A 26,372-nucleotide genomic window follows, 5' to 3' on the forward strand; every position below is an offset into this window, starting at 1 on the left:
AAAAATACTTTTTTGACAAATGCACTATTTTCCCTCTTTTACTTTCTTTCATTTACTTATTTTTCTAGTCAAATACACTCAAATCCATCTGAATTAGCTGGCTTTGATCAAACTCACCTTCAACAAAGGTTAGACTCACAACCCGGTTATTTTTATCAGTTGGAACTTTATAAAAAGCTAATCCTTCGCTTTCTTCTCCTCTAGAAAGCTCATCATCATTCGCCTCAGCCAGTACTTTCAAATTTTCTACAGCTTCTTCTTCTGGAAAGTCTGATTGATTAAGCACTTGATTCCCAATTGTCAAGCTTGTCTTTTTAAACCAGACAGCAGGTTTTATTGAATTTTCGCCCTTATTCAATAGCTTAAACCTTACTGCCAAATACTCTTGATCAATGATTGTCACTTTGCGATAGCCAGTTACTTCAAACCGCATGGAAGCATTTTCTGCAAACATATTGGAGCTGCTGTCAGAAGCAGAACTATCTGAAATCCCCTCACTGTCTGCTGCTCCTTTTTCTACTAAACTATCAGCTGATTGATTAAGGATTTCTACTCGCTTTTCGTAATTTCTATCATCTGCTGAAAAATAATTAACTTGTACAACACTATTCTCCGTCGCAATATAGTAAAAGTGAGCCCACATACTCTCATTTTCAAAGCTTGTATTCAAAGTATATTTAAATGCCGGATAGCCATTTACTTCATATTCTTTCATAAAGACATCTTCAAGATTTTCATAACCATATGTCCGTTGAAGTTCTTCTCTTGTCTTTTCAGCGAAATTCTCTAAATCAACCTCTGCTTTTGAAAATGCCAAAATATACATAAAAGAATCACTCTTTGTATCCTCTGCACCAAAAGCTGCTGCATCACCAAAGTTTTCTTTTAATTTTGATTCCGTTTGTGTGTCCCAGTCGCTTGGAAGTTGAAATTCAAAGGTATGACCAGCACCATTGAATTTCACTTTTTCATCGGATAATGAATCAGAACATCCGCTAAGGAGAAGCAGTACCATTGCCAGAAATATATAAAAATTTTTATTCATTTGATGATTCCTCTTTTCTCCGTATCAATCGATCTTCGTACCTTCTATATAGCAAAAACAAAGCAATACAGCCTGCAAAAAGTATGAGACCTGTTTTTAACCCTTGTGGTAAAAAGACAAATTCTATCTCGTGAGTTCCAGCAGGAATTGCCAATGTCAAAAAGGCATTTTTGAAGGTTGGTATTTCTATTTTTTCACCATCAATATAGGCAGTCCAACCTGCATCATAAGGAATTGTTGTAAAGAGGACTTGATCCTTTGCCAATTTAACTTTTGCAGTTGCCGTCCTGCCTGTGGTTTCAAATGACACACCCTTTGCTTGAACTGCTTCAACAGCTTGTTCAAATTTAGTCGAATCTAATAGTAATACATCCGGCTTATAAATTTTAATCATTCTAGTCCCTGTAAATACAGCTTTAACCTCAACCGTTGTTCCTGTTTCATAATCACCCAAATTGTAGTATTGACCTGACGATGTGATAGTAGTCTCCCTTGTCACTCCATTAACTGTTGTTTTAACACTTCCTTCAAGCATGTACATCATATCTGTTGGATAAATACTTAAGTATGCCTGGTGACCAGCCGGTACATAGACAGACCACGTTATCACTTTTTCTTTTCCAGGACTGATTTCAGTATAGATTTGTTCCTTTCCAGAAGTTGCAACAACTGCATTTTCTATAGTTACTTGTCTTGGCTCCACCACTTCAGTCATTATTTCATTCGTTTCAGCTAAGTGGTTAAATAAAGCAGTTTGATTTTTTACTGCATCTGTTTCAAATATTCCATCATCTGTCAAAATTCCGAGCGGTAAAGCATAGCTGTTTTCATAAAGAGCATAATCACCGCTTTCAGAAATTTTTTCATAGCCGAATTTCATTGGGTCATCTTTAGCAATGTTATACTTGATTCCCAGTAAAGAATCCATGAAAAGTGTATTATTATCATAATTAATTGTCAGATTAGTCCCCAAGGATCGAAAGCCTAAATTATTCAAATACGCTGAAGAATGGCGGTTTCGAATTGAAGAAAACATTGTTACCCCACTATACCCATGAGTAAAGCTGTCATTCAAGTTTGCCCGATCAAGATTTTCCATTCGATAGAATGTATCATTTTCTTTTTTTGTCTGATTAACCAGCTTTTCAACATCGGAATAGGATTCAGAATAATAATATCTGCCAGGATATCCCCAATCAGCTCCCACACCTGCAATTAAACCTTTTGCATTAAAAAAAGTTTCAGTACTCATTAAAAGAAACAAAAATATCGGTATGTATATCCTCAGTTTATCTGTTTTTCCATATAACAGCAGACAAACCGCATAAAGAGCTAGAAATCCAATCGTCAGATAAAGCGACTCATTCGTGATATAGTTGTATCGTTTAGGATTTGACAAAAGAATTGCTGCAATAAACAGACTACCAATGATTAGTAGTATGTTCATTAGTTTATTTTGATCCTTTTTATCAAAAGCCTCAAATCCATAGCCGCCGAACAAAATGACTAAAAAGGAAAACAGAAAACTAAACCGGAATAAAAACATATTTGGAGCATGCAGACCATGCCAGAATAAATTTAACGGATCAATATAAACACTTGCAATAAGTAGAATGAACAAAGTACCATAGCATAATTTACTCCTTAGAGAAAATTTGTCTGAAACAAAGTAGAAGCAGCAGAAAATAAGTGGAAGCAATCCAATATATATAAAAGGTGCTGATTCATATTTACTGGTGTCATATACCGCAACCATACTTTTTACAATAAAATCCCAGCCCCCTGTATCTGGAGTAAACAGACGATCAATTTTATTTAAACCTTCACCATTGTTTGTTAAATCTAAAATGGTCGGCAGAACTGTAAGCATCGAAGCGCCACCAGCTAATAAAGAAGTAATCATATATGGGTAAATCGTTTTTTTATAACGAGACCAGTCAATAATTAAGTGCATGCAATAATAGAGGAAGGAAAAAACACCGATCATAAATGCCATATAAAAATTGGAAAGAAACAATAATAAGTAGCTCAAAAATAGAATTCCCGGCTTCTTTCCATCCAGTATTCGGTGAATTCCCAAGATAATCCAAGGCAAATAGACAAAGGCATCCAACCACATAATCACTGGTGAATAAGCAACAGTATATCCCATCAATGCATAGGTGCTGCTAAAAGAAAGCTGCTGCCAGCGTGACATCTTTTTATATGTCTGTTCCGCAAACACATAAAAAGATAAGCCAATAAAGCCAAATTTTATTAGAGTAATCACATAAAGTGCATCTGGCATAGCTGCATTATCAAACAAAGCAACTAAAGGTGTAAATATACTATTCACATAATATGCTGCAAATGCCCAGTAATTTAATCCTAGGGACCCGTACCATGTATAAAACATACTTTGTTCTCCATGAAGCACATTATTGAAACTGGCATGAAAATTGGAATATTGAGATAAAGAATCACTTGCCATGATACTTCGCTCACTACCTATGTATATCCCATTCATAGAGTAAACAATTATCATAATGATGACAGGTATTAAAAAACTCAGGATCAAAACCAACCAATTTTTCTGGATATATCCAACAATTCTTTTTTTCATATATAGTTCACTATCCTTTTATTCAATTTATAATCCCCATTTTTGAAAAGGGGTAATAACGAATGACAGCGACACCTTCAACCTGATCATCGCGAACAAAGCCAAAATGTCTGCTATCTGTAGAATGGTTGCTATTATCCCCTAATACAAAATAGCATCCATCCGGAATATTATCTAAGTATTCCAAATCATTCCAGACATTTTCTGTAATCGTCACTTTTAGCGTTCCATCCGGCAACTCTTTTGCTGGAATATCTTTTTCAGCTTGTTCCTTCTTTATTCGGCAATTAATGAATAGGGCATTTCCTTCAACCCATATTCGATCTCCAGGTATCCCAACCACACGCTTAGTATAAGAACTGTCTTCAGTATTTTCAGGATCGAAAGCAATTAAATCATATCGGTCAGGAATTTTTGTCTTCCAAATAATCAGCCGATCACTATTGGTTAGGGTTGGTTCCATTGAACTCCCGTCAATCCGATGCATCCTGATTTTCATGATGCCTATTACAAGCAATAAGACCATACAGATACAGAAGAAAGCAGAAATAAGGATCTCTTTCTGCTTTCCTATAAATTTTTTTTTCAACCTAGCTTGGGTAACTAGTTTCTTTTTATCTTTCTTCATACTTCTTTATTCCTTTATCATTAAAATTAGAAACGAACCATTGTATGGAAAGGAAACAGACGAAGTTTTACTACTCCTATAATGTCTTTTTCAGAGACAAAACCAAAATGGCGGCTGTCAATTGTATAAGACCGATTGTCTCCCAGAACAAAGTATTTCTTTTCCGGCACCCATTTTTCTCCAGTCAATTCAACCAAAGCAAAGTCTTCAGTAATTTGTGAAGAACCCTCACTTGAACTATTCAAATAACGCTCCAGCTCTTCTTTTTCATTTAGATAGAGCTGATTATTTTTATATAATAATCGATCTCCAGGCAATCCAATAACACGCCGAATATAACTCTCCCCTGAAGAATTTTTGTAACAAATCAAATCAAAATTTTTGATTTTTTCGACCTTACTTACAAATAATCGGTCTCGATTGTTCAATGTAGGGGTCATCGCATACCCTTCGACTTTTACTAATCTGAATGTAAAACATGATATAAGACCTATTAAAAAAGAAAAAACTACAATTGAAATACTCATTTGGACCAAAAACTGATTAAATTTCTTTTGCCCTTTTTGTTTTCCTGACAGATGTCTTCTTTTTTTGGATGATTTTCTTCCAGCTCTTTCTTTTGGAATGTCTGAAGTTATTTTCTTCCGCTTCTTTTTTATAGCAGTTTGTTTTTTATTATCTTCTATACGATAGTGTGGCGATCTGGCTGCCTGTCTCTTTTGGCTTTTAACAGTCATTTTCCTATTTGTTCTTTTTTTCATAGTTATTCACACTCAAGATAACTCATTTTTTTTGCTTCAGCGCATGTTCATTTACTTGGTATTCTTTAAATATTTCCTGCTGATTTTCTTTTATTTTTTCTATGTCTGATTGATACATTTCCATTTGTTCCAGGTTTTCCAAAATCACTCGAGCTTGAGCATTTAAATTTATCCCAAGATTTTTTGCTGAAGTGAAGTAACGGTTCAGCTTTTTCTGACCATCAACACTCAATCCCATATAAGCAGTCTCTACAGAAGCACTTGTCAACTGCTGGGATAAATCCCGAATATTCTTTTCTGTTTTTTCAATTGAAGCACCATTATTATAGGATTCAATCTGACTATCTATTTCTCCTATCAAATAATAGATTTTAGCTAATGCAGCTGCATTCGAAATACTCAAATTCGTCAATTGATAATAACGAGTATAAGATGCTCCTCCACCAAGTAAAACTGCCATAATAAGAAGGAAAATACCGTTCCTTCTTCGCTTTTTCTTGTATTGTTCTGCCTTTCTACAGATACGCTGCCATTTTTTGCGTTTTTTCTTGTTTTTCGGTCTTTTTTTCTTCAGCCCTTCCAGTTTCCTTCCGGCAACAATACTAAGAACTAAAAAGATTATACCTAACAACAACAAAAGAATTCCTAATGACAGCAGACCTATGAAGGCCATATCCAATTTACTCATATTCAAATTCATAGATCTTTCCTCATTTTCGAACTATTTTCTGCCTGTCTTTTTTTAGAAGGCCTTTACTTACTCTTTTTCTTTTTATTAGAGACCGTATGAACAATCAAGAATATGACAATAAGCAATGCCAATGCCGTACCTACAATTCCAGCAATCAGCTTCCAATCGATTCCTCTTTCTTGAACCAGTGAAACATCCTGCCCATTAAATTTATCTGCTTCTTCATCTGCAATGGCAAAATTCTCTGTCCATTCCCAATGTTTCCCTCCGGAGACAACAAGGATATGTGCTTTATACTTTCCAGGCTCCATGCGATCACCATTCATTGTGACTGGAAAATCAATATATGAATTAGGTGCCATTCTCATCCCGGCTTTTTTTACATCATACAGAACTTCTTCTGAATCTCCTGGCATAACCTGAACCTCTACAGTCATATCTTCCAGGTACTCTGCAACAATATTCGAAAAATTAACAAACACAGCATTTCGATAATTAGCCAGCCCCGCATACACTTTGTTCAGGATTAAATCCGGCTCCAGCACTGCTTCATTTTCCTGCAAAATCATGCCGATCATATAAGCATATTCATTAATAATCCCTGTTTGATCTTCTGGATGTTCTACTCGTTGTTTCAATTGAATACCGCCAACAATCTTCCCATCAAAGGAAACTTCCGGCATCTTTATATTCAGCTTTAAGGGAACCACTGAATTTGCAGGAATAGTAATCTCACTTTCAGCACTCACAATATCATTAAACTTATATTTTAATGACTTGTCATCTTCCATTGCAGTCGGTCCATGTTCAATCACACCATTACCGTTTGTTTTTGCACCATTCAGTGAAACATCTACAATCATTTCGTTTGCAGAATCGTTAATCAACTGAATTTCAACTAGTTGTTCCTGACTTGCTGTCATCAGCAAATCAAAATAGCCAACATCTTTTGAAAGTTGATTTTCTGGTTTAATAACTTGATAATTAAATCCACCCATTGGATCTGTTCCTTCATTTTCAGTGCTTACAGATTCTTCTGCATATGTGGAAACTCCAAAACTGAATAGCGACACTATGTACAGAAGGAATAATGGAAACAAAAAATTTTTTTCTTTTTTCATAACCTGACTACCTTGTGACCTTTCATATTTTTAATAAGAGAGGCTATGGCATTAGCATGCCTAGAACCCTTAAAACCGAATAAACAGTGTTCCAATCTTTGCATGATTCGAGCATTCGTAAGAAGCGTAGGATCAAGTTCTTATATGCCCCCTCAGACATACTTTGAGGATCGGAACCAAGTCCTTCAATTCTTAGCAGCTTTGCCATTTAGAAATTGATGAGATCAAAACGAAGTCCTTCAATTCTTAATGGCTCTGCCATTTCGGAACAAAGTGTAGCGAGAACCGCAGACGCAGAAAAACGGATACAGCGTAATGTTTTGTCTCGAGAATCGTTAGACTCACAGAGACAACAGTTCTTCTACGTAATGTTTTGTCTCGAGAATCGTTAGACTCACAGAGACAACAGTTCTTCTACGTAATGTTTTGTCTCGAGAATCGTTAGACTCGCAGAGACAACAGTTCTTCTACGTAATGTTTTGTCCCGTGAATCGTTAAACTCGCAGAGACAGCAGTTCTGCTGCGCATACAGTTCTACTACATCAAGTAAGCTGGTTTCATTCAAGGAATACTTATCGAAACTACGCATACCATTCTGCTAAAGTACGAATATAAGCAGAAGCGGCAAAGTAGAACCAGCACTTGTCGGTCCTAATCTGTGCCGAGTAATCGCAGGCAACATCTCGGAAATATAGAAAGCTCCAAGTAGATATCAATCCACAGCTATTCATTTCATGAATAATGTTCCATGACAATTTTCGGATTATCCTTCTTGGTATCATAAATCACTACGATTGACTTGTCAGAGTAGATGATACCTACTTGGGTCTCCGAGCTGAACACTTTTACTCCTGCGGTTACTCGTCGCATGAAGAAGCTTTGTCCCGACCTCTCAGTACTCTTTGTTTAATACTGTAAATTATCTAGTGGCTTCCAGTGTCCATTGAATTTTAGCAGTATATTTCGTTTCGAAAATTTCAATATCATCCTTTAAATTAAGTTTAACTGAAGTTGCTGCAGTCCCTGCATCCTGGTTACCGAATGTTAATTCATAATCACCTGCCCCTTTATTTGCTGCAGTATTTTCCAGCATAAGCTGTTTATTACCAGCAACATTGTAAGACAATGAATTAGTACCAAAATTCAAATCAGCTGATTCTGGTTGTAAATGACTTGGTTCAATAGAAGTTAATGCTAGATTTGTAAACGTCAACTCTGATCCATTCAACGCAACATCTGTACCTTCTACTTGACCAGTAAATTCTTGTGTCATTTCAGCATATAATTTATATGCACGATTCAATGTTGAACGTCCATCATAGAATTTAACAAAGTTTTCAACCAAATATTCGTCTGCATTTCCTTCATTTGCAACAAACGGCAATGCAAAATATTCAGTCGCGGCTGACCCGGCAACTACTTCATGTGAGCTGAAATCCAATGGTGTTACGGCTACAATACCAAAATCACCTGGATCAGTAACATCTGGAATGTTTGTAATTGTTGAACCAGTTGTTCCTGGTTTTGTGATAGTTGTATTGCTGCCGCCCTCTGTATTACGCGTAAATTCGATGTACGCATCTCCGTCATGCTGCAGATTGTCTACCGCTTTCGTATTTGGTGCTGCAATCGCAACTCCTGCTACAGCTAATAAAGCTGTACCACATAATTTACTTGTTAATTTCATTTGTGTTTCCTCCTAATAATGTGTGTTTTATATTTATGGTAACTCGGCTAAAATCCAAGTTATCACCGTTGAATAGGGTACCGGATCTATTTGAGTGCCTCCCGGTACAGTTAGCTTTATTGCACTATTTTCATAGACCTGCTGACTATTAAAAGCGGAGTCCAGAACTGGCTCATTGTTTGCGTCTGTTTTAGGACTTAATGTTGATGATTGTCCCTCTGAATGTCCTTCAGATGCCCCAAAAGAAATACTCCATGTTCCCGCGCCGCTGCCTGTCTCAGCAGTTGCCAAATCATACGTATCACCAATATTGCTTAAGCGAATAATTTCGCTGGAAACAACAGGTGCATCCGTTGTTGAATTTGGTGTACTTGTCCATGATTTATCAAATGACAATACTGCTCCATTTAATGAGCTGTTTGTCGTAGTTGAATTACTGAATTGATTTTCTTGACGAACCTGCAGCTTCCAGCCCTGTGCTGTCGCTGTTGTCCGATAATCAGATAATTGAATAAAGTTTCCTCGCGGACTAGTTTGCCCATCCAAAAACAGTTGTGCATTTACCGGATATGAAACTTCTTTATCAGAAATAACATTTGATGAAAAATTTAATTGTGGAACAAAATCAATCCGCAGCCTTCCGCTTGTACTTGGGCTTTCACCGGGATTAACTTCATTCTCGGGTTTTTCCGGATCAACAATGTAATCAATCTCCGTACTCCTCGTAAATTCAATTGCAGCATTCTTTTCAGTTCCTTCCGCAGGAACAAAATTGTTGAAGGAAACTAAAAGAGAAGCTGAAAGTAATACAGCAGGGAACAATTTTTTATTTAGCATTATCTGCTCCCCTTTCTCTTACCTTGTTCCTTACGTTTTATCCAAAAGAAGAAAAGAACAGCAGCTACAATTGCAATCCCGCTGAATGATAAGCCTGTTTTTACAAGCTCACCAGTTGAGGGATAAGTTCCTGTCGGTTTCCCAACAGTACTTGAACCGTCTGTTGCGGGCAGTGTTGAAGAAGAAGCCATTGATGAACTTGTTGTTGAAGAATTAGCTGGTTCAGTCGAAGAAGAAGTGACTGTTTCATCATAAAACGTAATCACACCATTCGTTTGAACGGAACCGCCATTGCCACTGGCCATTGCTTTCATTGACCCCCCTGAAAAGATACTCAACACCGCAATGAAGGAAGCGACAAGTAAAGCAAATAATTTTTTTCCCATGTTTATTCTTCCTCCATCCGTTTATGGTGTATTTTCCAAGTAATAAAGCATGGTTGCTTTATACTTTCCGAGTTTATTTACTGACCCTGCCGGCAATTCCAATTTAAAGCCTGTTCCTTCCGGTGTCCATGTTGAGCTGAGATCATATTCACCTTCATATGATTCAGTCACAATCTCTTCTAAATCTTCAGTAATGGTTAGTTCATTATTACCTGTTTGATAACGAATCGCATCAGGCAATACATAGGCTTCATCAGGATTTGCCTCATCAGGAAGCAAAGGTGATATTAATTTCACTGACAATGTCCAACTACGTTCACTATAGCGATAATCTGAAATAATCAGTTTATCCTTATTGTCAACATAATCAGACTCAGTATAGTTTTCATTATCAATCAGACTAGGATCATTTACTTTTACTTCATCTGTTACTTTAATAGACTGTGTACGGAAGTCCAGTGTTGGAACTGATTCCAATTTTAACAACCCAACAAAGATATATCGCACTGTTTTAGGTGTTCGTTCTACCAATACAGCAGATTCATCACTTGGACGATTTGAATCTGACAATGTGAACCTGCCTTTAGAAATGATTGTAGAAATCGCTGTAATCACACTGCTTTCCTGTGTCAGATTGATTGTTTTCCCTACTTCTCTGTCTGATAAAGTAACAGAAGATACATCAGGAACCGCTTTATAGGTGTCATTTCTGGACAAATAAACAAATTCTACAATGACGGTACTTTTAGCTTTTTCCAGAACATATTTCACTTCTGAACCGCCGCTGACAACTTCAACGCCTGTTTCATTTGATGGTCTTGTGATGATGTCATAACCATTTGTCTCCAAACTAGTGATTGCATCCAAGACTGTTTGTTCCAGCGTCAAGTCAACACTGTCACCAATTGATTTGGACAAATCTACTGCTGGTCGGATATCTGCATCCTGCTCATCTACAAAGCGAACTTTAAGAACAGCTTCTGCTATCACAAATGTATAACTCACAGCATTTTCGCCTCTTGCCACAGTGAGAGCTGTTTCATTTGATGGTCTTGAAATGACCGTATACCCTTCACTCTCTATGATAGCGACCATATTGCTGATTGATGATTCAGCTGTCAAATCAACAATATCTCCTACTTTTTTATTTAAAATAATCGGAGTCTTCAAATCACTGAAATCAGCAGCAAAGATGAAGCTTACTTTTACAGTTGCATCTGCTTTCTTCAGAACATATTCAACTGTTCTTCCGCCAACAGTAATTTCCACTGCATCTTCAGTACCTGGACGTTGAATAATATCATAACCAGCATCTGTTAATGCAGTTAATTGGTCTGTAACATCTGATTCTTGTGTCAAATCAATCTTGTCAGCTACTTTACCCGGAATAACCACAGGTGTCGCAACTTCTCCAGTTTCATCAACAAAGTTTATAGTCAATGCTGCTGCTGAACGAACAAACACATATGCAGCTGCTGAACCGCCAGAAAGCACTTCAACAGCCGTTTCATTTGGCGGACGAGATTGAACATCATAACCCAGAGCTTTTATTTCCTCAATCGCAGCTAAAACTTCTGCTTTTTGAGTCAAGTCAACAAATTGACCAATCATTTCTCCAGTAATTGAAATAGATGTACGTATTGTCTGATTCTGATCATCCACAAAATGAACAGTTACATCAGCCTGTGTTTCACCAATTGCCACTTTTACAGGTACTTCTTTAGTTACACCCTGCGGAGTCGTCAAGATAACATAAACTGTTACTTCTTCTCCTGGTACAGTTGTATCCGGTAATCTTGAAATATCAACAGATACGCTGACAGGCTCATCCAAGATTGTATTTCCTGTATCGGTATGAACATTTTTTATTAAAGATGAAAGAATTTGGCTCTCTGTCAATGCAGCAAATTTAGTTCCTTTTGGATAAAGAATATCTTCTCTTGCATCAGCATACGGTATGCCGTCATAACGGACTTGTGATTGACTTTCTCTGTCACGGCCCAAATCAACTTGTTCTTCAGGCGTAAGAGAAATCAATGCAACCTCAGTTTTTGTTGAATAACTGTAAACTGTTTGTGTCTTGGTACCGCCCATTTCAAAGTTCGTCATGTATCCATTATTTTCACCAGAATACTGATAACCATAAAAATCCTTGTTTGCTTCAAAATCAAATGATAAATTAGGCTTGGCCACAACTTTGATATCAAATACTTCACCATCAAACTCATCACTTTTTGGATTTTTTGCAATAACTCTGACCTTGTTACCCGTTGCTTCAATAGTAAAAAGATCAGTTACATCAGCTCCAGTTGAATAGTTATAAACCTTTGTAGCATTTTGATCTACATCATAATAGTCTGGAACTTCAGACTGAACTTCAAACTTATCATTTCGGTTATCTATACCATTAGCTGCATCAAACATATTTGGGGAAGTTCCTTGGCGAATGGTATATTGTAAATCCATATATCCATTATTACCATTCGAAATGCTATTTCGATCACCATAGACAATAGGTCGAGAAGGAGCAATTCTTACTAAAGAATTGGAGTCATACGTAATACCCATCGCACCTGAAGTATCATTTTTAAATTGAACAGACATATTTATTTCGCTGCCTTTGACTAATTTTGTTAACTTAGTATTTGGCGTCAGCAAAGATGTTCCACCCGCATACAGTTCAATAAAATCTGGATTGCTCTCGCCATTTTTAGTAGATTTTTTTATACCAATAAAGTTATTTGAAGTGGTATCATATTCCCGAATATAGATATCACTAAAATCAGTCAGATTGGAATGCTCAACAGATACTGCTTTTTGTTTATTAATATTAAGGAAATTCCAAGTACCTTTAAATTGATCAATCCGGGCATTAGTCTCACTATCGTAAAATTCATAATGATAATCAAAACTATCACCTTGAGAATATTTGTTATTCAAAATATTTTTATTACCGGATGAAGTTTGGTTTCCGCTTCCTAAAAAAAGAAATAACTTTCCCCAATTAGGAGCTGAGCTTGAAGATACAGGCATTGCTGCATCTGAATTTGTTAGCTCAGCATCAGCTGGATCCACAGCAATAAAATTTACATATTCAGCTGTAATATCAATTTGATCCATTACCAGTTTTAAATCAATTGATCTGCCATTATATATACCAGCATTTTTTATTTTTACAGAAGGTTTTTCATTAATAGGTAATGTTGAACTAAATGGCTTAAAACGATAATACTTTGTATTAGTAGGAATAGCTGACTCACCAACCCTAACAACTGTTTGGCTAACCACATAGTCTGTATTCCCCTCAACTTCATAAGAAGTGTTATCTGAAAGTCTAAAAACCGTCCCATATTCTCCTGGTACTTCTACAATATTTCCATCAGGGTCCGTACTATTCCCTTTAAGAATATTTACCAGTGGAGTATTCGTTTGATCAAATGCTGAATATCCTTCTGGAAAAGTAATTGGAGCTGCATTTATTGTACTGTTTGCCCTGAAATATAAAATTCCTGACAAAACAAGTCCAACCATGGTAATTAGTCCAGCTCCTAACTTTAATGTCTTATTTTTCATAATTTCCCTCCTTTCTTCTATTAATTGTCAATCTAATTACTTATAAAGCTGTGTCTGAAAATTAAAAAGACAGTAAATTACTTCAAATAGATAACTTTGAGACACAGCTAATTTTATCTTGTTTACCTTCTAAAATAGTGAACCTTGTAAAGAAATTTTTCCATAGTTTTCCATTTTGAACTGTTGTGATAAGTCGCCAGTTACTGAAAGTGTTTTACTATTACAAATTTTTCCGAAGTTTATAGCAAATTCTCCACCACTAAATGTTGAAGATGGTGCATCCAAATATTCTCCACCAACTTGTGTCCAAGTATAAATGTCGTTTACTCCTGTCGCATTAATCGTTGTATCTGTCGAATAGAAAAGCTTTGCCCCAGCTTTCTTATTGGTAACTTCAAAATTTGCAGGTGCATTTAAGTTGATAACCGCACCTTTATATTCGCTGCGGAATGTACCTATTGTGCTGTTTCCTGTTGCTACAAATTCAGAATCAGGTTCCATATTCAATTGAGCTCCATAGTATTGGAAGTAAACAGCAGGATAATTTCCACCGCCACGTCCGTTAAAGTATGCTTTTGCTCCGCTTGCCAAGTTCAATGAAGGTGCTTTGTTTACATAGTTAGCACGTGGGATAAATCCAAACGCTGTCCCTGCAGCATCTACATCTAATGTAGCTCCTACACCAACATCAACCTTGTGAACTTTATCGTAGAATACTGGATAATAGTAATTCACATTACTTTGAGGGCCAATCTTCACATTTACAGTTGCTCCGTCACCAATTTTTACTTCTCCGTTTGCTTTGCAATTTACTAATGAACCATTGAAATAGAATGCTGAGAATTGAGAATGATCTTTATTTGCCGCAATTCCTGTATAAGTGGACCCTGCTTCAAACTCCAAATCATGAACCCAAGCATTTTCAGCTCTAGTATTGATTACATTTGTTCCTGAGAATGTTAATTTCCCTTCACTTAAATGAACAAAACGAGCACCATCATAGTTAACATTTTGAGCTACAACATCCCATCCATAGCTTAAAGGACCATTTCCTGCTCCACCAGTGAAGAACCGTCCATTACCGCTATCTCCAATAATACGAGCATTTTTAATAGTTAAAGTATTTTTCCCTTTTGTATTTTGCTTTCCATAAATAGAGAAGTGTCCAGAATTAATTACTACCCCCTGCCCTTTTCTACCACGAATTTCTACGTCACGGTTTGGAATATGAGTAACATTTTTGTTGAATGCAATACTTTGTGTAACAATGATTACTTTAGTATTTACATCCTTTAACGCAGATTCAAATTGAGCAAATGTCGATACTTCAACTGTACCTGATGCAGCTGCTTCAACTGTTTGGGCTTCCAATGGCGTGCCTGGCGCTGCACCAAAAGTAACTGCACTGATTGCCGCAACTGTTGCCAATGTCAGAAGCCCGTGCTTTAAAATTCTTGCCTTTTTCAAAATAATTTCCTCCTATATTTCCCTGTGTTTTTTGCCTGAAACTGAAAAGTATTCCTCCTTCCATTTTTGATCAATTAGCCAGTTTCGCGGCAAATTTCATCGTTCGTTATACACATCCCAATCCCCCCTTTTCCCTAAATAACCAGTTTATAGCCCATTGACCGCACATTTTTTATGTATTTAGGATCTTTTTCATCGGTTTCGATTTTTCTTCTCAGGTGGAAGATCATGTTGCTGACGCGATACTTGCAAAGCTTTCCGCTTTCTTTCCAAACATTCTCATAAAGCTCTTCATAAGTTACTGTTTCTTTCGCATGTTTATGTAAATACTGAATTGTCATAAACTCAAGCTTTGTCAAATCAATTTCTTTTCCATCCTTCAGGCGCACACTCAAGTTCTTAGGCAGCAGTTCAAAATTGGTTTCTGCTTCATTCTTTTTCCTACTGACTGAATCACTTTCATTGATTATTTGCGTTCCTTCTATAGTAGAAAATTCCATCATTTTATGTCGTTCAAGTGCATTTTTTACAATAAGACTAAACTCATCCAAATCGTTGGAACTGTCTACAACACCATCAGCACCTAACTGTAAATAAACAATTCTCATTGTTTTCGGAACTGCAGTATTAGGAGACAAGACCCAGACGAGCACGTCTGATTTTTCTCTAATCTTCATTAGCAAATTACACACCCAACTGACATCCGTAGCACTTGTTTCTTCCAAAACAATCCCTTCTAATGAAGAAAGATCAGAAAATTCTTCTTCATCGAGTTTCCGAAACTTATACAATTGGTTATCCAAAATACTATCGATGTACCCACTTTTTTGATTATTTGACACCAAATATCCAATCTGATGCATCTTATCTCCTCCTCAATCTCAAAAAAAGTATTTGAATTTATTCTTACAACCGTTTGGCTCTACAAATTGAACCTTTTACGTTATAATGAACAAAATAGTGGGTGCCTTGTTTCATATGGCTTATTTGACGGTTAGCAATATGAGAATTAAGTGGTCAAAAACGTGACGTTCTTTAATATGGATAAATCTTCTTTTTCTTTTATGATGCAGTTAAAAGAAAAGTTCTTTCCAAGCTTGCCTGTACAATAAAAAATAACAAGTTTGACCATTATTTGACGACTTAAAAGACTAAAAAAAAAGAGGGACTGTGACATAAGTATGTCTAAGTCCCCTAAAACCGAATAAACGGTGTTCCAGAAGCTGTCTCTTCGGAAATAAGTCGAACTATACTGAAAATATGAGTAGCTATTTTCGTATAGTCCGACTTATTTCTTGAGACAGAACACTTCTGTCACAACCTCTCTTTCTAGTTTAATTATTTTCAGATTTATACAATTGCCTAATCTGCCATTTCCAACCGTCGATCCATTAATGTTATTGCCTGCATTCGATTCTCCCATAAGGAGTCTGCATAGATATCTAACGTCATTTTTGTAGATGAATGCCCTAATAGCTTACTGATCGTGACGATATCTACTCCACTTTCTACACATCGGGTCGCAAAAGTATGTCTCAACATATGAAAATGAATAGAAGTCATTCCTATTGCAGACAGCAGCCTTTTAAACCGATAGCTGATTACTCTCGGTTCAGCAAAACTGCTCTTACAGGAAACAACATACTCTGAATCACTTTCCTTTCGTTTTTCCATTAAATATCTTTTCAAATTATGTGCTATTGGAATAACCCGCTTGGAAGAAGCTGTTTTCGGCTCGTCAATAACAATCTGAGTCTTCTGCTCTCCATCAGCATTAATAATTCTGTAGATGGTTCGACTAACATATAGTCTATTTTCTTCAAAATCGATATCAGACCACCTTAAACCACTGATCTCTCCTATCCGCATGCCTGTGTAAAGCGAAAGAATAGCCGCAGAGCAGCGCTTTTCCTTCAATGCAGCTTCCTCAATTTTTGTCTGAATACTCTTTGACAAAGCCTTAACATCCTCACTTTCACTTTTCTTAAAGCTGATATTAAGACACGGATTAATCAACAGCTGGTTCTCAACAACTGCCTGCTTCAATGCGCTTTTCAACACCGTTAGTATTGCGCGAATAGAGGAGCTGGAGATGTTTGTGCCTTCCAAAAAATAGATAAATTCCTGTATATGGCGGGTTTGAATTTGGATAAGCTTTTTCTGTCCTAAAAAAGGTAAAATATATTTTTCAATTCTCAATCTATAATTTAGATAAGTGGATATTTTAATACGGCCTCTCATTGGACCATTCAACCAATACCACAGCCATTGTTCCAGTGTTCCTTCGTAAATCTTTAAACTACCGTAACTTGCAACATATTGAACCTTCATCTCAGCCAATCTTTGCTTAACAACAGTATATTTCCTGCCGTAAACATAACCATAGACTATTTTCCCTCGTTCATCTCGTGCTTTGATGTAACGACCTTCCCACCGTCCATCTTTTCTCTTATAAATATTTTCTCCTCTTCTGCTCATAAAATAACATCCCTTTCGACAAAAAAATGACGGCTTATTTGACGGCTTAAAAATATGTATAAAATTTCAGTGTTATTTTCTAAATATGGATTTTAAAAAATGTTTTTTCACATGACATCTCCAAACATATCATTTCTTACCAAAAACATTTGAAATTATTCTCAAAAATATATTTTTAGTGTAGACTAATCCTTGCTCTTAAGTTAAAATGAATGAATAATTGAATAGAAAAGTGGGTGCCGAATTATTATTTTTTACATTTTTTCTTTTAACTGCATCATATAAGAAAAAATAACATATAATTTGATAACAAACCCTTTAAAACAATGATATAACACTCGTTCCTCTATGTCTATGTCTCATTTCATACTTTTAATAAAAAAATTTAAAATCACTAAATTTTTGTAACCCGAAACACTCTTTAACAAAAGTTTTTTTTACTCGTTCTATTTCTATTTAATAAAAATACTGAATAATAAACTAAAATAATTCGTTTGTTTTACAAAATAGCTTTCTCTCAGGAAATAAACTCTCATTTTTTTAATGGATAAACAAAAAAATGATGGCTTCATCCGAATATTTCACTTCTTCATAGTTTTTTTATTTCAGTAAAAAATAATACATGCCTATCATAATTTCTCATAAAAGAAACCAGGACTATTGAACCGTCTATCCGAGAGTTAGACCAAAATCTAGCTCTCGGATAGTACTACGAATTCAAATCCTGGTTTCTTTTTTGTACCTATCCTTAGTTTTAGTTTTTCTCCTGAATAAGCCGAATCAGCTCTTGACTAAATTCAGAGCATTTCAACTGGGTGGCATTTCTTATTTGATCAGCAAAATCTTTTGTTACAGTCTTTGCAATGATCGCTTTTTCGATACTTGCGATAATCTCTTCACTGACTTCATTCCAGCCTATATACTCAAAAAGGAGAGCGCCTGACAGTAGTAGAGAAGAGGGATTTAATTGATCCAGCCCAGCGTATTCAGGTGCTGTTCCATGAGTTGCCTCAAAGATAGCATGTCCTGTTTGAAGGTTCATATTTGCTCCTGGCGCAATACCTATTCCTCCAACCTGAGCCGCCAACGCATCAGAAACATAATCCCCATTAAGGTTGAGGGTTGCTATTACATCATATTCTTTAGGGTGCAATAGAATTTCCTGTAGAAAAATATCAGCAATACGATCTTTTATAATAATTTTCCCTTGTTTTTGTGCTGTTTCCAAAGCTTCGTCTGCTTGTTCTTTCCCATGTACTTCTTTAATTTGCAGATAGTTCTTCCAAGTAAACGTTTGCTCAGAAAATTCTTCTTCAGCCAATTCATAGCCCCACTGCTTAAATCCGCCTTCTGTAAACTTCATAATATTCCCTTTATGAACCAACGTGACCGATTTTCTTTTTTGTTTAATTGCCTGCTCAATTGCTCCACGCACCAAACGGACGGTCCCTTCCTTCGAAACAGGCTTAATCCCAATAGCCGATGTATTTGGGAAACGAATCTTGTTACTGCCAAGTTCATTTTTCAGGAAAGCAATTAGTTTTTCAGCTTCCGGGCTGCCTGAAGGAAACTCAATTCCAGTATAGATATCTTCCGTATTTTCCCGAAAAATCATCATATCTGTATGTTCAGGATGCTTCATTGGAGAAGGAACTCCTTCAAAGTAGCGGATCGGGCGATAACAAATGTAAAGATCCAGTTCCTGACGCAAAGTCACATTTAAAGAGCGAAATCCTCCGCCAACAGGGGTCGTCAATGGCCCCTTTATTGCTGCAAGATGAGTACGAAGTGTTTCAAGTGTCTCTTCCGGCAGCCAGCTTCCTGTTGTATTAAATGCTTTTTCTCCTGCCAGCAGCTCCTGCCATTGTACTTTTCTTTTTCCATGATATACTTTCTGAACAGCGGCATCAAAAACTGCACGACTGGCTGCCCAAATTTCAGGTCCAATCCCATCACCTTCAATAAAAGGAATAATGGGGTGATCAGATACTATTAAATTTCCCTGTTTCATTCCAATTTTTTGTCCCTCACTCAAGCTTCCATTCCTCCTTGTCTCATTATTCCCGAATTCACCGGATAATGTCTGTGTGTTTCTCCAACATAAAGAGATCTTGGCCGTATCAGACAGTCTTCAATCTTTTGCTCTGAGACATGCCCCAACCAGCCGGAAACTCTGCTCATTGCAAATAATAGTGTAAACAAATCACTATCGATATTCAGGCAATGATATACAGTTGCAGAATAAAAATCCACATTTGGTATTAATCCTTTTTTATATTTTAAATACTGTTCAATCTGGCAGGATAGAAAATACCATTGCTGACGACCTGTCGCTGTAGTCAGTTCCTGTGCCAGTCTTTTCAAATGCTTCTTCCTCGGATCCTCCACCTTGTATACACGATGTCCAAAGCCCATAACTTTTTCTTTCCGATCCAGCTTTTGATCCAGATGATCTTCAACAGATAAGTCTCCTGCCGCAATTTCTGTCAGCATATCAAATACTTTTTCATTTGCTCCGCCATGCAGCGGACCTTTCAATGAACCAATTGCAGCAGTAATACAGGAGTAAACATCTGAAAGTGTCGAAGAGCAGACTCTTGCAGTAAACGTACTGGCATTAAAATCATGATCTGCATGAAGCACCAATGCCTCATTCATCCCTTTTATCTGCATTTCCTCAGGTTCCTCACCTGTGAGCATATATAGAAAATTCGCCGCAAGCTCTGTTCCATCCTGTTTAGGTGATATTGGATCCAGACCTCTCCTCAGTCTTGAGTAAGCTGCTACAATTGTCGGTATCTTGGCTTGAATAGATACGCTCTGACGATAAACAGCCTCCTGACTTGTCTCCTCTGCATCCGGATCAAAAACACCTAACAGAGAAATTGTTGATCGGAGTACACTCATCGGATGAAGGTTTTCATGTGTTTGAATCTTTAAACAAGTAATAATCGTATCAGAAATAGGCATCTGAGCATATAAATCTTCCTTGAATTTCTCCAGTTCTTCCATAGTTGGAGCCTGTAAATACCAGAGTAAGTAAATGACTTCTTCAAAAAGAATTTCCTTTGCAACTAATTCATCAATGTTATAGCCTGCAAACAGTAATTGATTATCAACAATAGCACTGATTTTTGTTTCAGAAACGACGACACCGTCCAAACCTCTATGAACCTGCATGTGAGTTCCTCCTTATCTTCTATTATACAGTGACTTCTTTCGCCAGCTTTTTACGGATGACCATCGGCAAAATCCCACCATTCTGATAGTAGCTGACATCCACTGCAGAATCAAAACGAACAATCGCAGTGAACTGAATCTTTTCTTCAGCCTCTCCATAAGCAGTAATACTAGCCTCAGTTCCAGTAACAATCCGATTGGGAAGCTGAATATCAAAACGTTCCTTGCCAGTCAGTCCCAAAGTCTCAGCATCTTCACCGAGTTTAAACTGTAATGGCAGTATCCCCATCATAACCAGATTCGACCGATGAATCCGTTCATAGCTTTTGGCAATGACCACACGGACACCCAGCAGCTGAACCCCTTTTGCAGCCCAGTCTCTAGACGAGCCCATTCCATAGTCCTCTCCTGCAAGAATAATTGTTCCTGTTCCATCCTTCTTGTAATTCATTGCAGCATCATAAATGGGTAATACTTCATCTGTTGGAAAATATCGGGTAAAGCCGCCCTCAATTTCCGGAATTAATTGGTTGTGTATACGAATATTGGCCAAAGTTCCACGCATCATAACTTCATGATGCCCCCGACGAGAGCCATAAGAATTAAAATCCCTGAGTTCCACTCCCTGCTCGGACAGATATTGCCCGGCAGGACTGTTTTTTTGTATATTTCCAGCTGGAGAAATATGATCAGTCGTGACAGAATCGCCAAACTTAGCCAAAACGGCCAGATTATTCAATGAAGGAACACTTTCCTTTTCAATTTCCATTCCTTCAAAGTATGGAGGATTCGCAATATACGTAGAGTCCTCTTCCCATGTATATAATGGAGTGTCGACAGACTCAATGTTATTCCATTCTTCATTATTATTAAAAACTTGCTGATAATGAAGCTGGTATAAGTCCGGAGTTACCCATGAATCAATGCATTGTTGAATTTCTTCATCAGTCGGCCAAATATCATTTAAGTAAACAGGTTTGCCTGTAGTATCTACCCCCAACGGTTCATTCATCATGTCGATATCCACGGTTCCCGCCAGTGCATAAAGTACTACTAACGGGGGTGAAGCCAGATAATTAGCCTTTACCAAAGGGTGTATACGCCCCTCAAAATTTCGATTTCCACTTAATACACCAGCAAGCAGCAGTTCCTCCTCAGCCATCATATCTTCTATTTCTTCTCTCAGATTTCCTGAATTTCCGATACAAGTTGTACAGCCGTAACCGACAACATAAAAGCCTAATTTTTCCAAATAAGGAAGAAGTCCTGAATTTTCCAGATACGCAGTTACCACCTTGGAACCAGGAGCCAGAGAAGCCTTGACATAAGCTGGAACAGTCAAGCCTCGTTCTACAGCCTTCTTAGCCAATAATCCGGCACTTAACATAACATGAGGATTGGATGTGTTTGTACAAGAGGTAATCGCTGCGATAGCTACTGCACCATTTTCCAGCTCGTACTCTTTGCCATCCAGTACTACGGGAACCGATCTTTTTTCAGAACTATTTGATGTATCCATATCTTCTTTTGCTTTATATTCATTGCTAAAAGCTTCTTTCATCTCTGCCAACGGTATTAAATCCTGCGGTCTTCTGGGTCCTGCCAGATTTGCTTGTATCTCATTTAATGAAATGCTGACCACTTGAGTATAGGAAATTTGATCCTCTGCTGAATAATAGAGGTTATTTCTCTTTAAATATTCCTCTGTGACGGCAATTCCTTTTGTGTCTCTCCCAGTAAGCTTCAAATAGCGAATTGTCTCATCATCTACAGGGAAAAAGCCGCAGGTTGCACCATATTCCGGTGCCATATTTGCAACTGTCGCACGATCTGCCAAAGACAATGATTCCAAACCCGAACCAAAAAATTCAACAAATTTCCCAACCACTTTGGTTTCCCTAAGCACTTGCGTAACCTTTAATGCCAAATCTGTTGCAGTAGCTCCTTCCGGCAAATGTCCGGTCAACTGAACCCCTACAACTTCCGGTATCGGGAAATAAGAGGGTTCGCCAAGCATACAGGCTTCCGCTTCAATCCCTCCAACACCCCAGCCCAGTACACCCAAGCCGTTAACCATAGTAGTATGAGAGTCCGTTCCAACCAGTGTATCTGGATAAATCAGCGTATTTTTCTCATCTATTTCCTTTTGAGCAACCACATCTGCTAAATATTCGATATTCACCTGATGGACAATCCCTGTTGCAGGCGGCACTACACGATAATTATCAAATGCTTTCTGTGCCCAATTCAGGAAACGATAACGTTCTTCATTTCGCTGAAATTCCATTTTCATATTCCGCTCCAACGCAAATTTCGTTCCGGCAACATCTACCTGAACAGAATGATCAATGACTAAATCAACAGGTATTTCCGGATTGATATGTTGAGGATCTCCACCAAATTTGGCATAGGTTTCCCGCAAAGCTGCCAAATCAACAATTGCCGGCACTCCCGTAAAATCCTGCAAAATAACTCGAGCTGGTTTAAAAGGAACTTCTCCCGTATTTTTACCTGATGCATTCCACGATGCCAGATTTTTAATATGTACTTCTGTCACTTCGCGACCGTTTTCCTGACGGATAAGATTTTCCAGCAGTACTCTAATACTATATGGCAGTGAAGTAATCGTCACATCCATAATCTTATTCAAAGAATCCAGTGCAAAGTAATGATACGTGTGACCATTTTTTTCAAATGTCTTTCTTGTTTGATTACTCATTGACCACCCACCTCTTTCTACCCTTTCTTTTTTTCATCATTTTCTAATGTTAGTAATTATAACCACTTCTTTTTAAAATGTAAACACTTTTACGCAAGATCTTATGGTACTATATAACACCGACTTTACAGGCAGATGTCAGACTTTTTTATAAATATTTCAGTTATTTATTTTTCTTCATTTTATGAAATTTCGATTAGAATGACTATCTATTTAGAATCCTGTTTGTTTTTTTACTACGTTGAGAATATGACATGCTTATATAATGGCTATGCAAAAGATGAAATAATGAAGGTTTTTGTATCATTTAGATGTTTTTTACTCATTTTTGATTAAAACAGTAAAAAAGAAGGGAAAATGATTCTCAAAAAAATCATTTTCCCCTCTTCAATATAAGAAACTACAGTTGTTTTTGCTGCTGTCACAAAGCTTTTCTCTCAAACGGATCAGCTTCAAATAAACTAAATCAACTATCTTAATGCTGCTGCTGCCAAAGCTCTTTGCACCTCAAGTACATTCTTATCTTTCCCAAATTGCAGTACTTCAACCGGTTCCATCCCGCTTGAAATCCAAATATTTAATTCTGAATCTAAATCAAAATGTCCAGAAGTTTCCACTGAGAAACGTGAAATGGATCGATAGGGAATCGATTTATATTCCGATTTTTTACCTGTCATGCCCTGTTTATCCACTAAGATCAGCCGTTTATCTGTAAAAACGACCAAATCCCGAATCAGTTTGAATGCAAGTTCCACCTGTTCTCCAGGTACCAAAAATTTTTTTAGCTTTTCCTCAACCTTCTCATTGGAATGGGTTGAGGCATTACCGATTAATCCACTGAATAAGCCCATTAATATTCCTCCTTATTGCTATTGTCTGAATTATATCAAATTCTCCAGCATCCGACAAAACTACTTTTATCACAATCAGATAACATATCTATTTGTTAAATGTTCGTTACTAATATTCTAGTTTTTCAAAAAGGCTCTCCATAACAACTAAAAGTTATTTTTGTTATCATTAAAATCAGTTTTCTACTATACTAATAGGTGTAATCTACCCAAAGGAGTTTGTTTATTATGATGATGTATTTTAATGTTTCTTTAGCTGTTCTTTTCTTTTTGGGGGTTCTGCTAATTCCTGTCTGGTGCAACTATCGAAAAAAAAGAAACTGGTTGTTGTATGAATTTATCTGGTCACTCTGCTGTTTTGTCATCTACTTGCTCTCACTGGAAATCAGTAATCGAACTTATTTTATTATTCTCCCTTTTACCTTTTTCTGGTTCTTCTTTATACCTTATAAAAAGGAGAAGAGACGACTGACAAACGGTCTACTGTTCAACTTGTTTCTAATCAGTATCGGAATCTATTTAACCCTGCTGGTGTTCAGTACAGAAAGTCCTCTGCTGATTATTCTTTTAGGCGCTGCTTTAGTTCCGATCCTCCTGCTGCTTATGATTGGACTCTATACACTGATTATTTTTCTGTATTGGAATGCCATAGTTGTCCGGAAACGCGAAGGGCATTCACTGAGTAATTTGCTGACCTTTCTGTTGGCAATTGGACTAACTGCTTTCCTTATACTCAACTATGTTTCAGGTCGTTTTCTTCCAAACTGGGCAGCTACCCTATTTTCTATTTTACCGGTAATTTTGGTCTATTTCGCTATTGTATTCTATAATTTTCTAACGCTCTCCATTCTTTATCAGTTTAACCGGCCAAAATACAATCAACAGTACATTATTGTCCTTGGAGCCGGTCTGATTGAAGGAAAAAGAGTTTCCCCATTACTCGGCAGCAGAATCGAAAAAGCCATTCAATTTTACCAAAAACAAAAAAAGCAGACGGAGGTACCACCGAAATTACTAATGTCAGGCGGCAAAGGCGATGATGAACAGCTTGCAGAAAGTGTGGCCATGAAGAATTATGCTGTTAATCTGGGCATTCCTGAAAGTGACATTTTAATAGAAACAAACTCAACAAACACACTTGAAAATATGCTTTTTTCAAAAGAAATCATGGAAAAAGATTTCCAAGGAACAGATTATCATGCAATTTTCTCAACAAATAATTTTCATTTGTTTCGCGCTGGTTTATTTGCCAGAAAGGCTAATATCAAAGCAGACGGAATCGGCTCCAAAACAGCTTTTTATTACCTTCCCAATGCATTTTTAAGAGAATTCATTGCTGTCGTGATGATGAGAAAAAGAAGACATTTGATTATCTGTACCACGATTGCTGTATTCGAAATCTTACTGGCACTGCTGCAGTTTATAACTACTACCTTATTTTAGATAAAGCAAAAGGGACTGTGACATAAGTATGTCTAAGTCCCCTAAAACCGAATAAACGGTGTTCCAGAAGCTGTCTCTTCGGAAATAAGTCGAACTATACTGAAAATATGAGTAGCTATTTTCGTATAGTCCGACTTATTTCTTGAGACAGAACACTTCTGTCACAACCTCTTTTACATACAGCTATAAATCTGGAGAAATGCCTGAAGTAACAAGGCATTTCTTTTTGTGGTTCGGCAGTTGTATCCGGTTGAGACAATTGGGCAGAGATGAGCATTTACGGACCAAATAACCTGAACCCCCACATTCACTTGTTCCAGCTTTTAATACACTGCCGCTAAAAGCATCCTGTATATTCTCTGCTTTTAATACGAAGAAATTACGAGGAAAATAATTTTACAGCTAAAATAGTATGAACTACACCCTGCTACAAAGGAGGGAAATAATGGAAGAAAAAGATACAGATAAGCTGCTTCATTCTTTGAAAAATGCAAAAAGCTTCAAATCGGCCATTTCTGAAACAAAGCCATATACTGTCGATGTTGAAATAAAAAATTATTTAAACAGCTGGCTTGAAAAGAAAAATATTTCTAAAAGTAACGTCCTAAAAAATGCAGGAATCACCGAGGCTACAGGATACCAGTACTTTGACGGAAAACGTAAACCGCCTAGAGAAAAATTAGTTGCGATAACAATCGGACTGGATTTGACATTAGAGGAGACAAATACGCTCTTTAAACAAATCGGCTATGCCCAGCTGTATCCAAAACATCCTTGGGACGCAGTCATTATTTATGGTATTACGCATCACTTATCAATCGAAGCAATTGACGATCTGCTTTATGAGGAAGGGTTGAAGACGTTTATTTGTTGATTGTTATAGTTTTGAACACTAATTTGTAA

General features: G+C 37.0%; 19 protein-coding genes. 2 read left to right on the plus strand and 17 right to left on the minus strand.

The genetic code is table 11. From position 1 onward, the window contains the following. Positions 1-64: 64 nt before the first annotated feature. The 17 genes from LI951_RS11150 to LI951_RS11230 all read right to left on the minus strand — a co-directional run bounded on the left by LI951_RS11150 (position 65) and on the right by LI951_RS11230 (position 24,026). Complete coding sequence (locus tag LI951_RS11150) at positions 65-1,045, minus strand: hypothetical protein (RefSeq protein WP_202067376.1); 981 nt, start codon at positions 1,043-1,045, stop codon at positions 65-67. Further along, complete coding sequence (locus LI951_RS11155) at positions 1,038-3,647, minus strand: YfhO family protein (protein WP_229442223.1); 2,610 nt, start codon at positions 3,645-3,647, stop codon at positions 1,038-1,040. The genes LI951_RS11150 and LI951_RS11155 overlap by 8 nt, the downstream gene beginning before the upstream one ends. A 22-nt stretch (positions 3,648-3,669) precedes the next feature. Then, positions 3,670-4,275 carry a signal peptidase I gene (lepB, locus tag LI951_RS11160; RefSeq protein ID WP_229442225.1) on the minus strand — a complete coding sequence of 202 codons (606 nt, stop codon included), beginning with the start codon at positions 4,273-4,275 and terminating at the stop codon, positions 3,670-3,672. Between the two features lie 26 nt (positions 4,276-4,301). Then, positions 4,302-5,036 carry a signal peptidase I gene (gene lepB, locus LI951_RS11165; RefSeq protein ID WP_229442227.1) on the minus strand — a complete coding sequence of 245 codons (735 nt, stop codon included), beginning with the start codon at positions 5,034-5,036 and terminating at the stop codon, positions 4,302-4,304. A 22-nt stretch (positions 5,037-5,058) separates the two neighbouring features. Next, complete coding sequence (locus LI951_RS11170; RefSeq protein WP_229442229.1) at positions 5,059-5,736, minus strand: hypothetical protein; 678 nt, start codon at positions 5,734-5,736, stop codon at positions 5,059-5,061. A gap of 53 nt (positions 5,737-5,789) precedes the next feature. Then, positions 5,790-6,848 carry a DUF916 and DUF3324 domain-containing protein gene (locus tag LI951_RS11175; RefSeq protein WP_229442231.1) on the minus strand — a complete coding sequence of 353 codons (1,059 nt, stop codon included), beginning with the start codon at positions 6,846-6,848 and terminating at the stop codon, positions 5,790-5,792. A 919-nt stretch (positions 6,849-7,767) separates the two neighbouring features. Next, entirely contained in the window at positions 7,768-8,535 is a 768-nt protein-coding gene (locus LI951_RS11180) for a WxL domain-containing protein (protein WP_202067382.1), read from the minus strand. 33 nt (positions 8,536-8,568) lie between these two features. Continuing rightward, positions 8,569-9,372: a WxL domain-containing protein gene (locus LI951_RS11185; protein ID WP_229442233.1), complete on the minus strand. Its 804-nt coding sequence runs from the start codon at positions 9,370-9,372 to the stop codon at positions 8,569-8,571. Next, entirely contained in the window at positions 9,372-9,758 is a 387-nt protein-coding gene (locus LI951_RS11190) for an LPXTG cell wall anchor domain-containing protein (RefSeq protein ID WP_202067384.1), read from the minus strand. Before LI951_RS11190 ends, LI951_RS11185 begins: the two co-directional genes overlap by 1 nt. A 21-nt stretch (positions 9,759-9,779) precedes the next feature. After that, complete coding sequence (locus LI951_RS11195) at positions 9,780-13,331, minus strand: MucBP domain-containing protein (protein ID WP_229442235.1); 3,552 nt, start codon at positions 13,329-13,331, stop codon at positions 9,780-9,782. 129 nt (positions 13,332-13,460) lie between these two features. After that, a complete protein-coding gene (locus LI951_RS11200; protein WP_202067386.1) occupies positions 13,461-14,798 on the minus strand; it encodes a pectate lyase-like adhesive domain-containing protein in 1,338 nt (445 codons plus the stop codon). 134 nt (positions 14,799-14,932) lie between these two features. Then, entirely contained in the window at positions 14,933-15,661 is a 729-nt protein-coding gene (locus tag LI951_RS11205) for a winged helix-turn-helix domain-containing protein (RefSeq protein WP_229442237.1), read from the minus strand. Between the two features lie 499 nt (positions 15,662-16,160). Next, the gene (locus LI951_RS11210) at positions 16,161-17,276 is read right to left on the minus strand and encodes a tyrosine-type recombinase/integrase (protein WP_202067387.1); all 1,116 of its coding nucleotides are present in this window, start codon (positions 17,274-17,276) and stop codon (positions 16,161-16,163) included. A gap of 754 nt (positions 17,277-18,030) precedes the next feature. Then, the gene (gene icd / locus LI951_RS11215) at positions 18,031-19,311 is read right to left on the minus strand and encodes an NADP-dependent isocitrate dehydrogenase (RefSeq protein WP_229442239.1); all 1,281 of its coding nucleotides are present in this window, start codon (positions 19,309-19,311) and stop codon (positions 18,031-18,033) included. Further along, positions 19,308-20,456: a citrate/2-methylcitrate synthase gene (locus LI951_RS11220; protein ID WP_202067389.1), complete on the minus strand. Its 1,149-nt coding sequence runs from the start codon at positions 20,454-20,456 to the stop codon at positions 19,308-19,310. The genes icd and LI951_RS11220 overlap by 4 nt, the downstream gene beginning before the upstream one ends. A gap of 22 nt (positions 20,457-20,478) precedes the next feature. Next, complete coding sequence (gene acnA / locus LI951_RS11225; RefSeq protein ID WP_229442241.1) at positions 20,479-23,175, minus strand: aconitate hydratase AcnA; 2,697 nt, start codon at positions 23,173-23,175, stop codon at positions 20,479-20,481. 470 nt (positions 23,176-23,645) lie between these two features. Next, positions 23,646-24,026 carry a PH domain-containing protein gene (locus LI951_RS11230; protein WP_229442242.1) on the minus strand — a complete coding sequence of 127 codons (381 nt, stop codon included), beginning with the start codon at positions 24,024-24,026 and terminating at the stop codon, positions 23,646-23,648. A 228-nt stretch (positions 24,027-24,254) separates the two neighbouring features. Here LI951_RS11230 and LI951_RS11235 point away from each other — a divergent pair, with 228 nt between their 5' ends. After that, complete coding sequence (locus LI951_RS11235; RefSeq protein WP_229442243.1) at positions 24,255-25,469, plus strand: YdcF family protein; 1,215 nt, start codon at positions 24,255-24,257, stop codon at positions 25,467-25,469. A gap of 445 nt (positions 25,470-25,914) precedes the next feature. After that, positions 25,915-26,343: a helix-turn-helix domain-containing protein gene (locus tag LI951_RS11240; RefSeq protein ID WP_202067393.1), complete on the plus strand. Its 429-nt coding sequence runs from the start codon at positions 25,915-25,917 to the stop codon at positions 26,341-26,343. Positions 26,344-26,372: the final 29 nt, after the last annotated feature.

The organism is Enterococcus sp. BWT-B8, from assembly GCF_020567625.1.
Lineage (GTDB): Bacteria > Bacillota > Bacilli > Lactobacillales > Enterococcaceae > Enterococcus_L.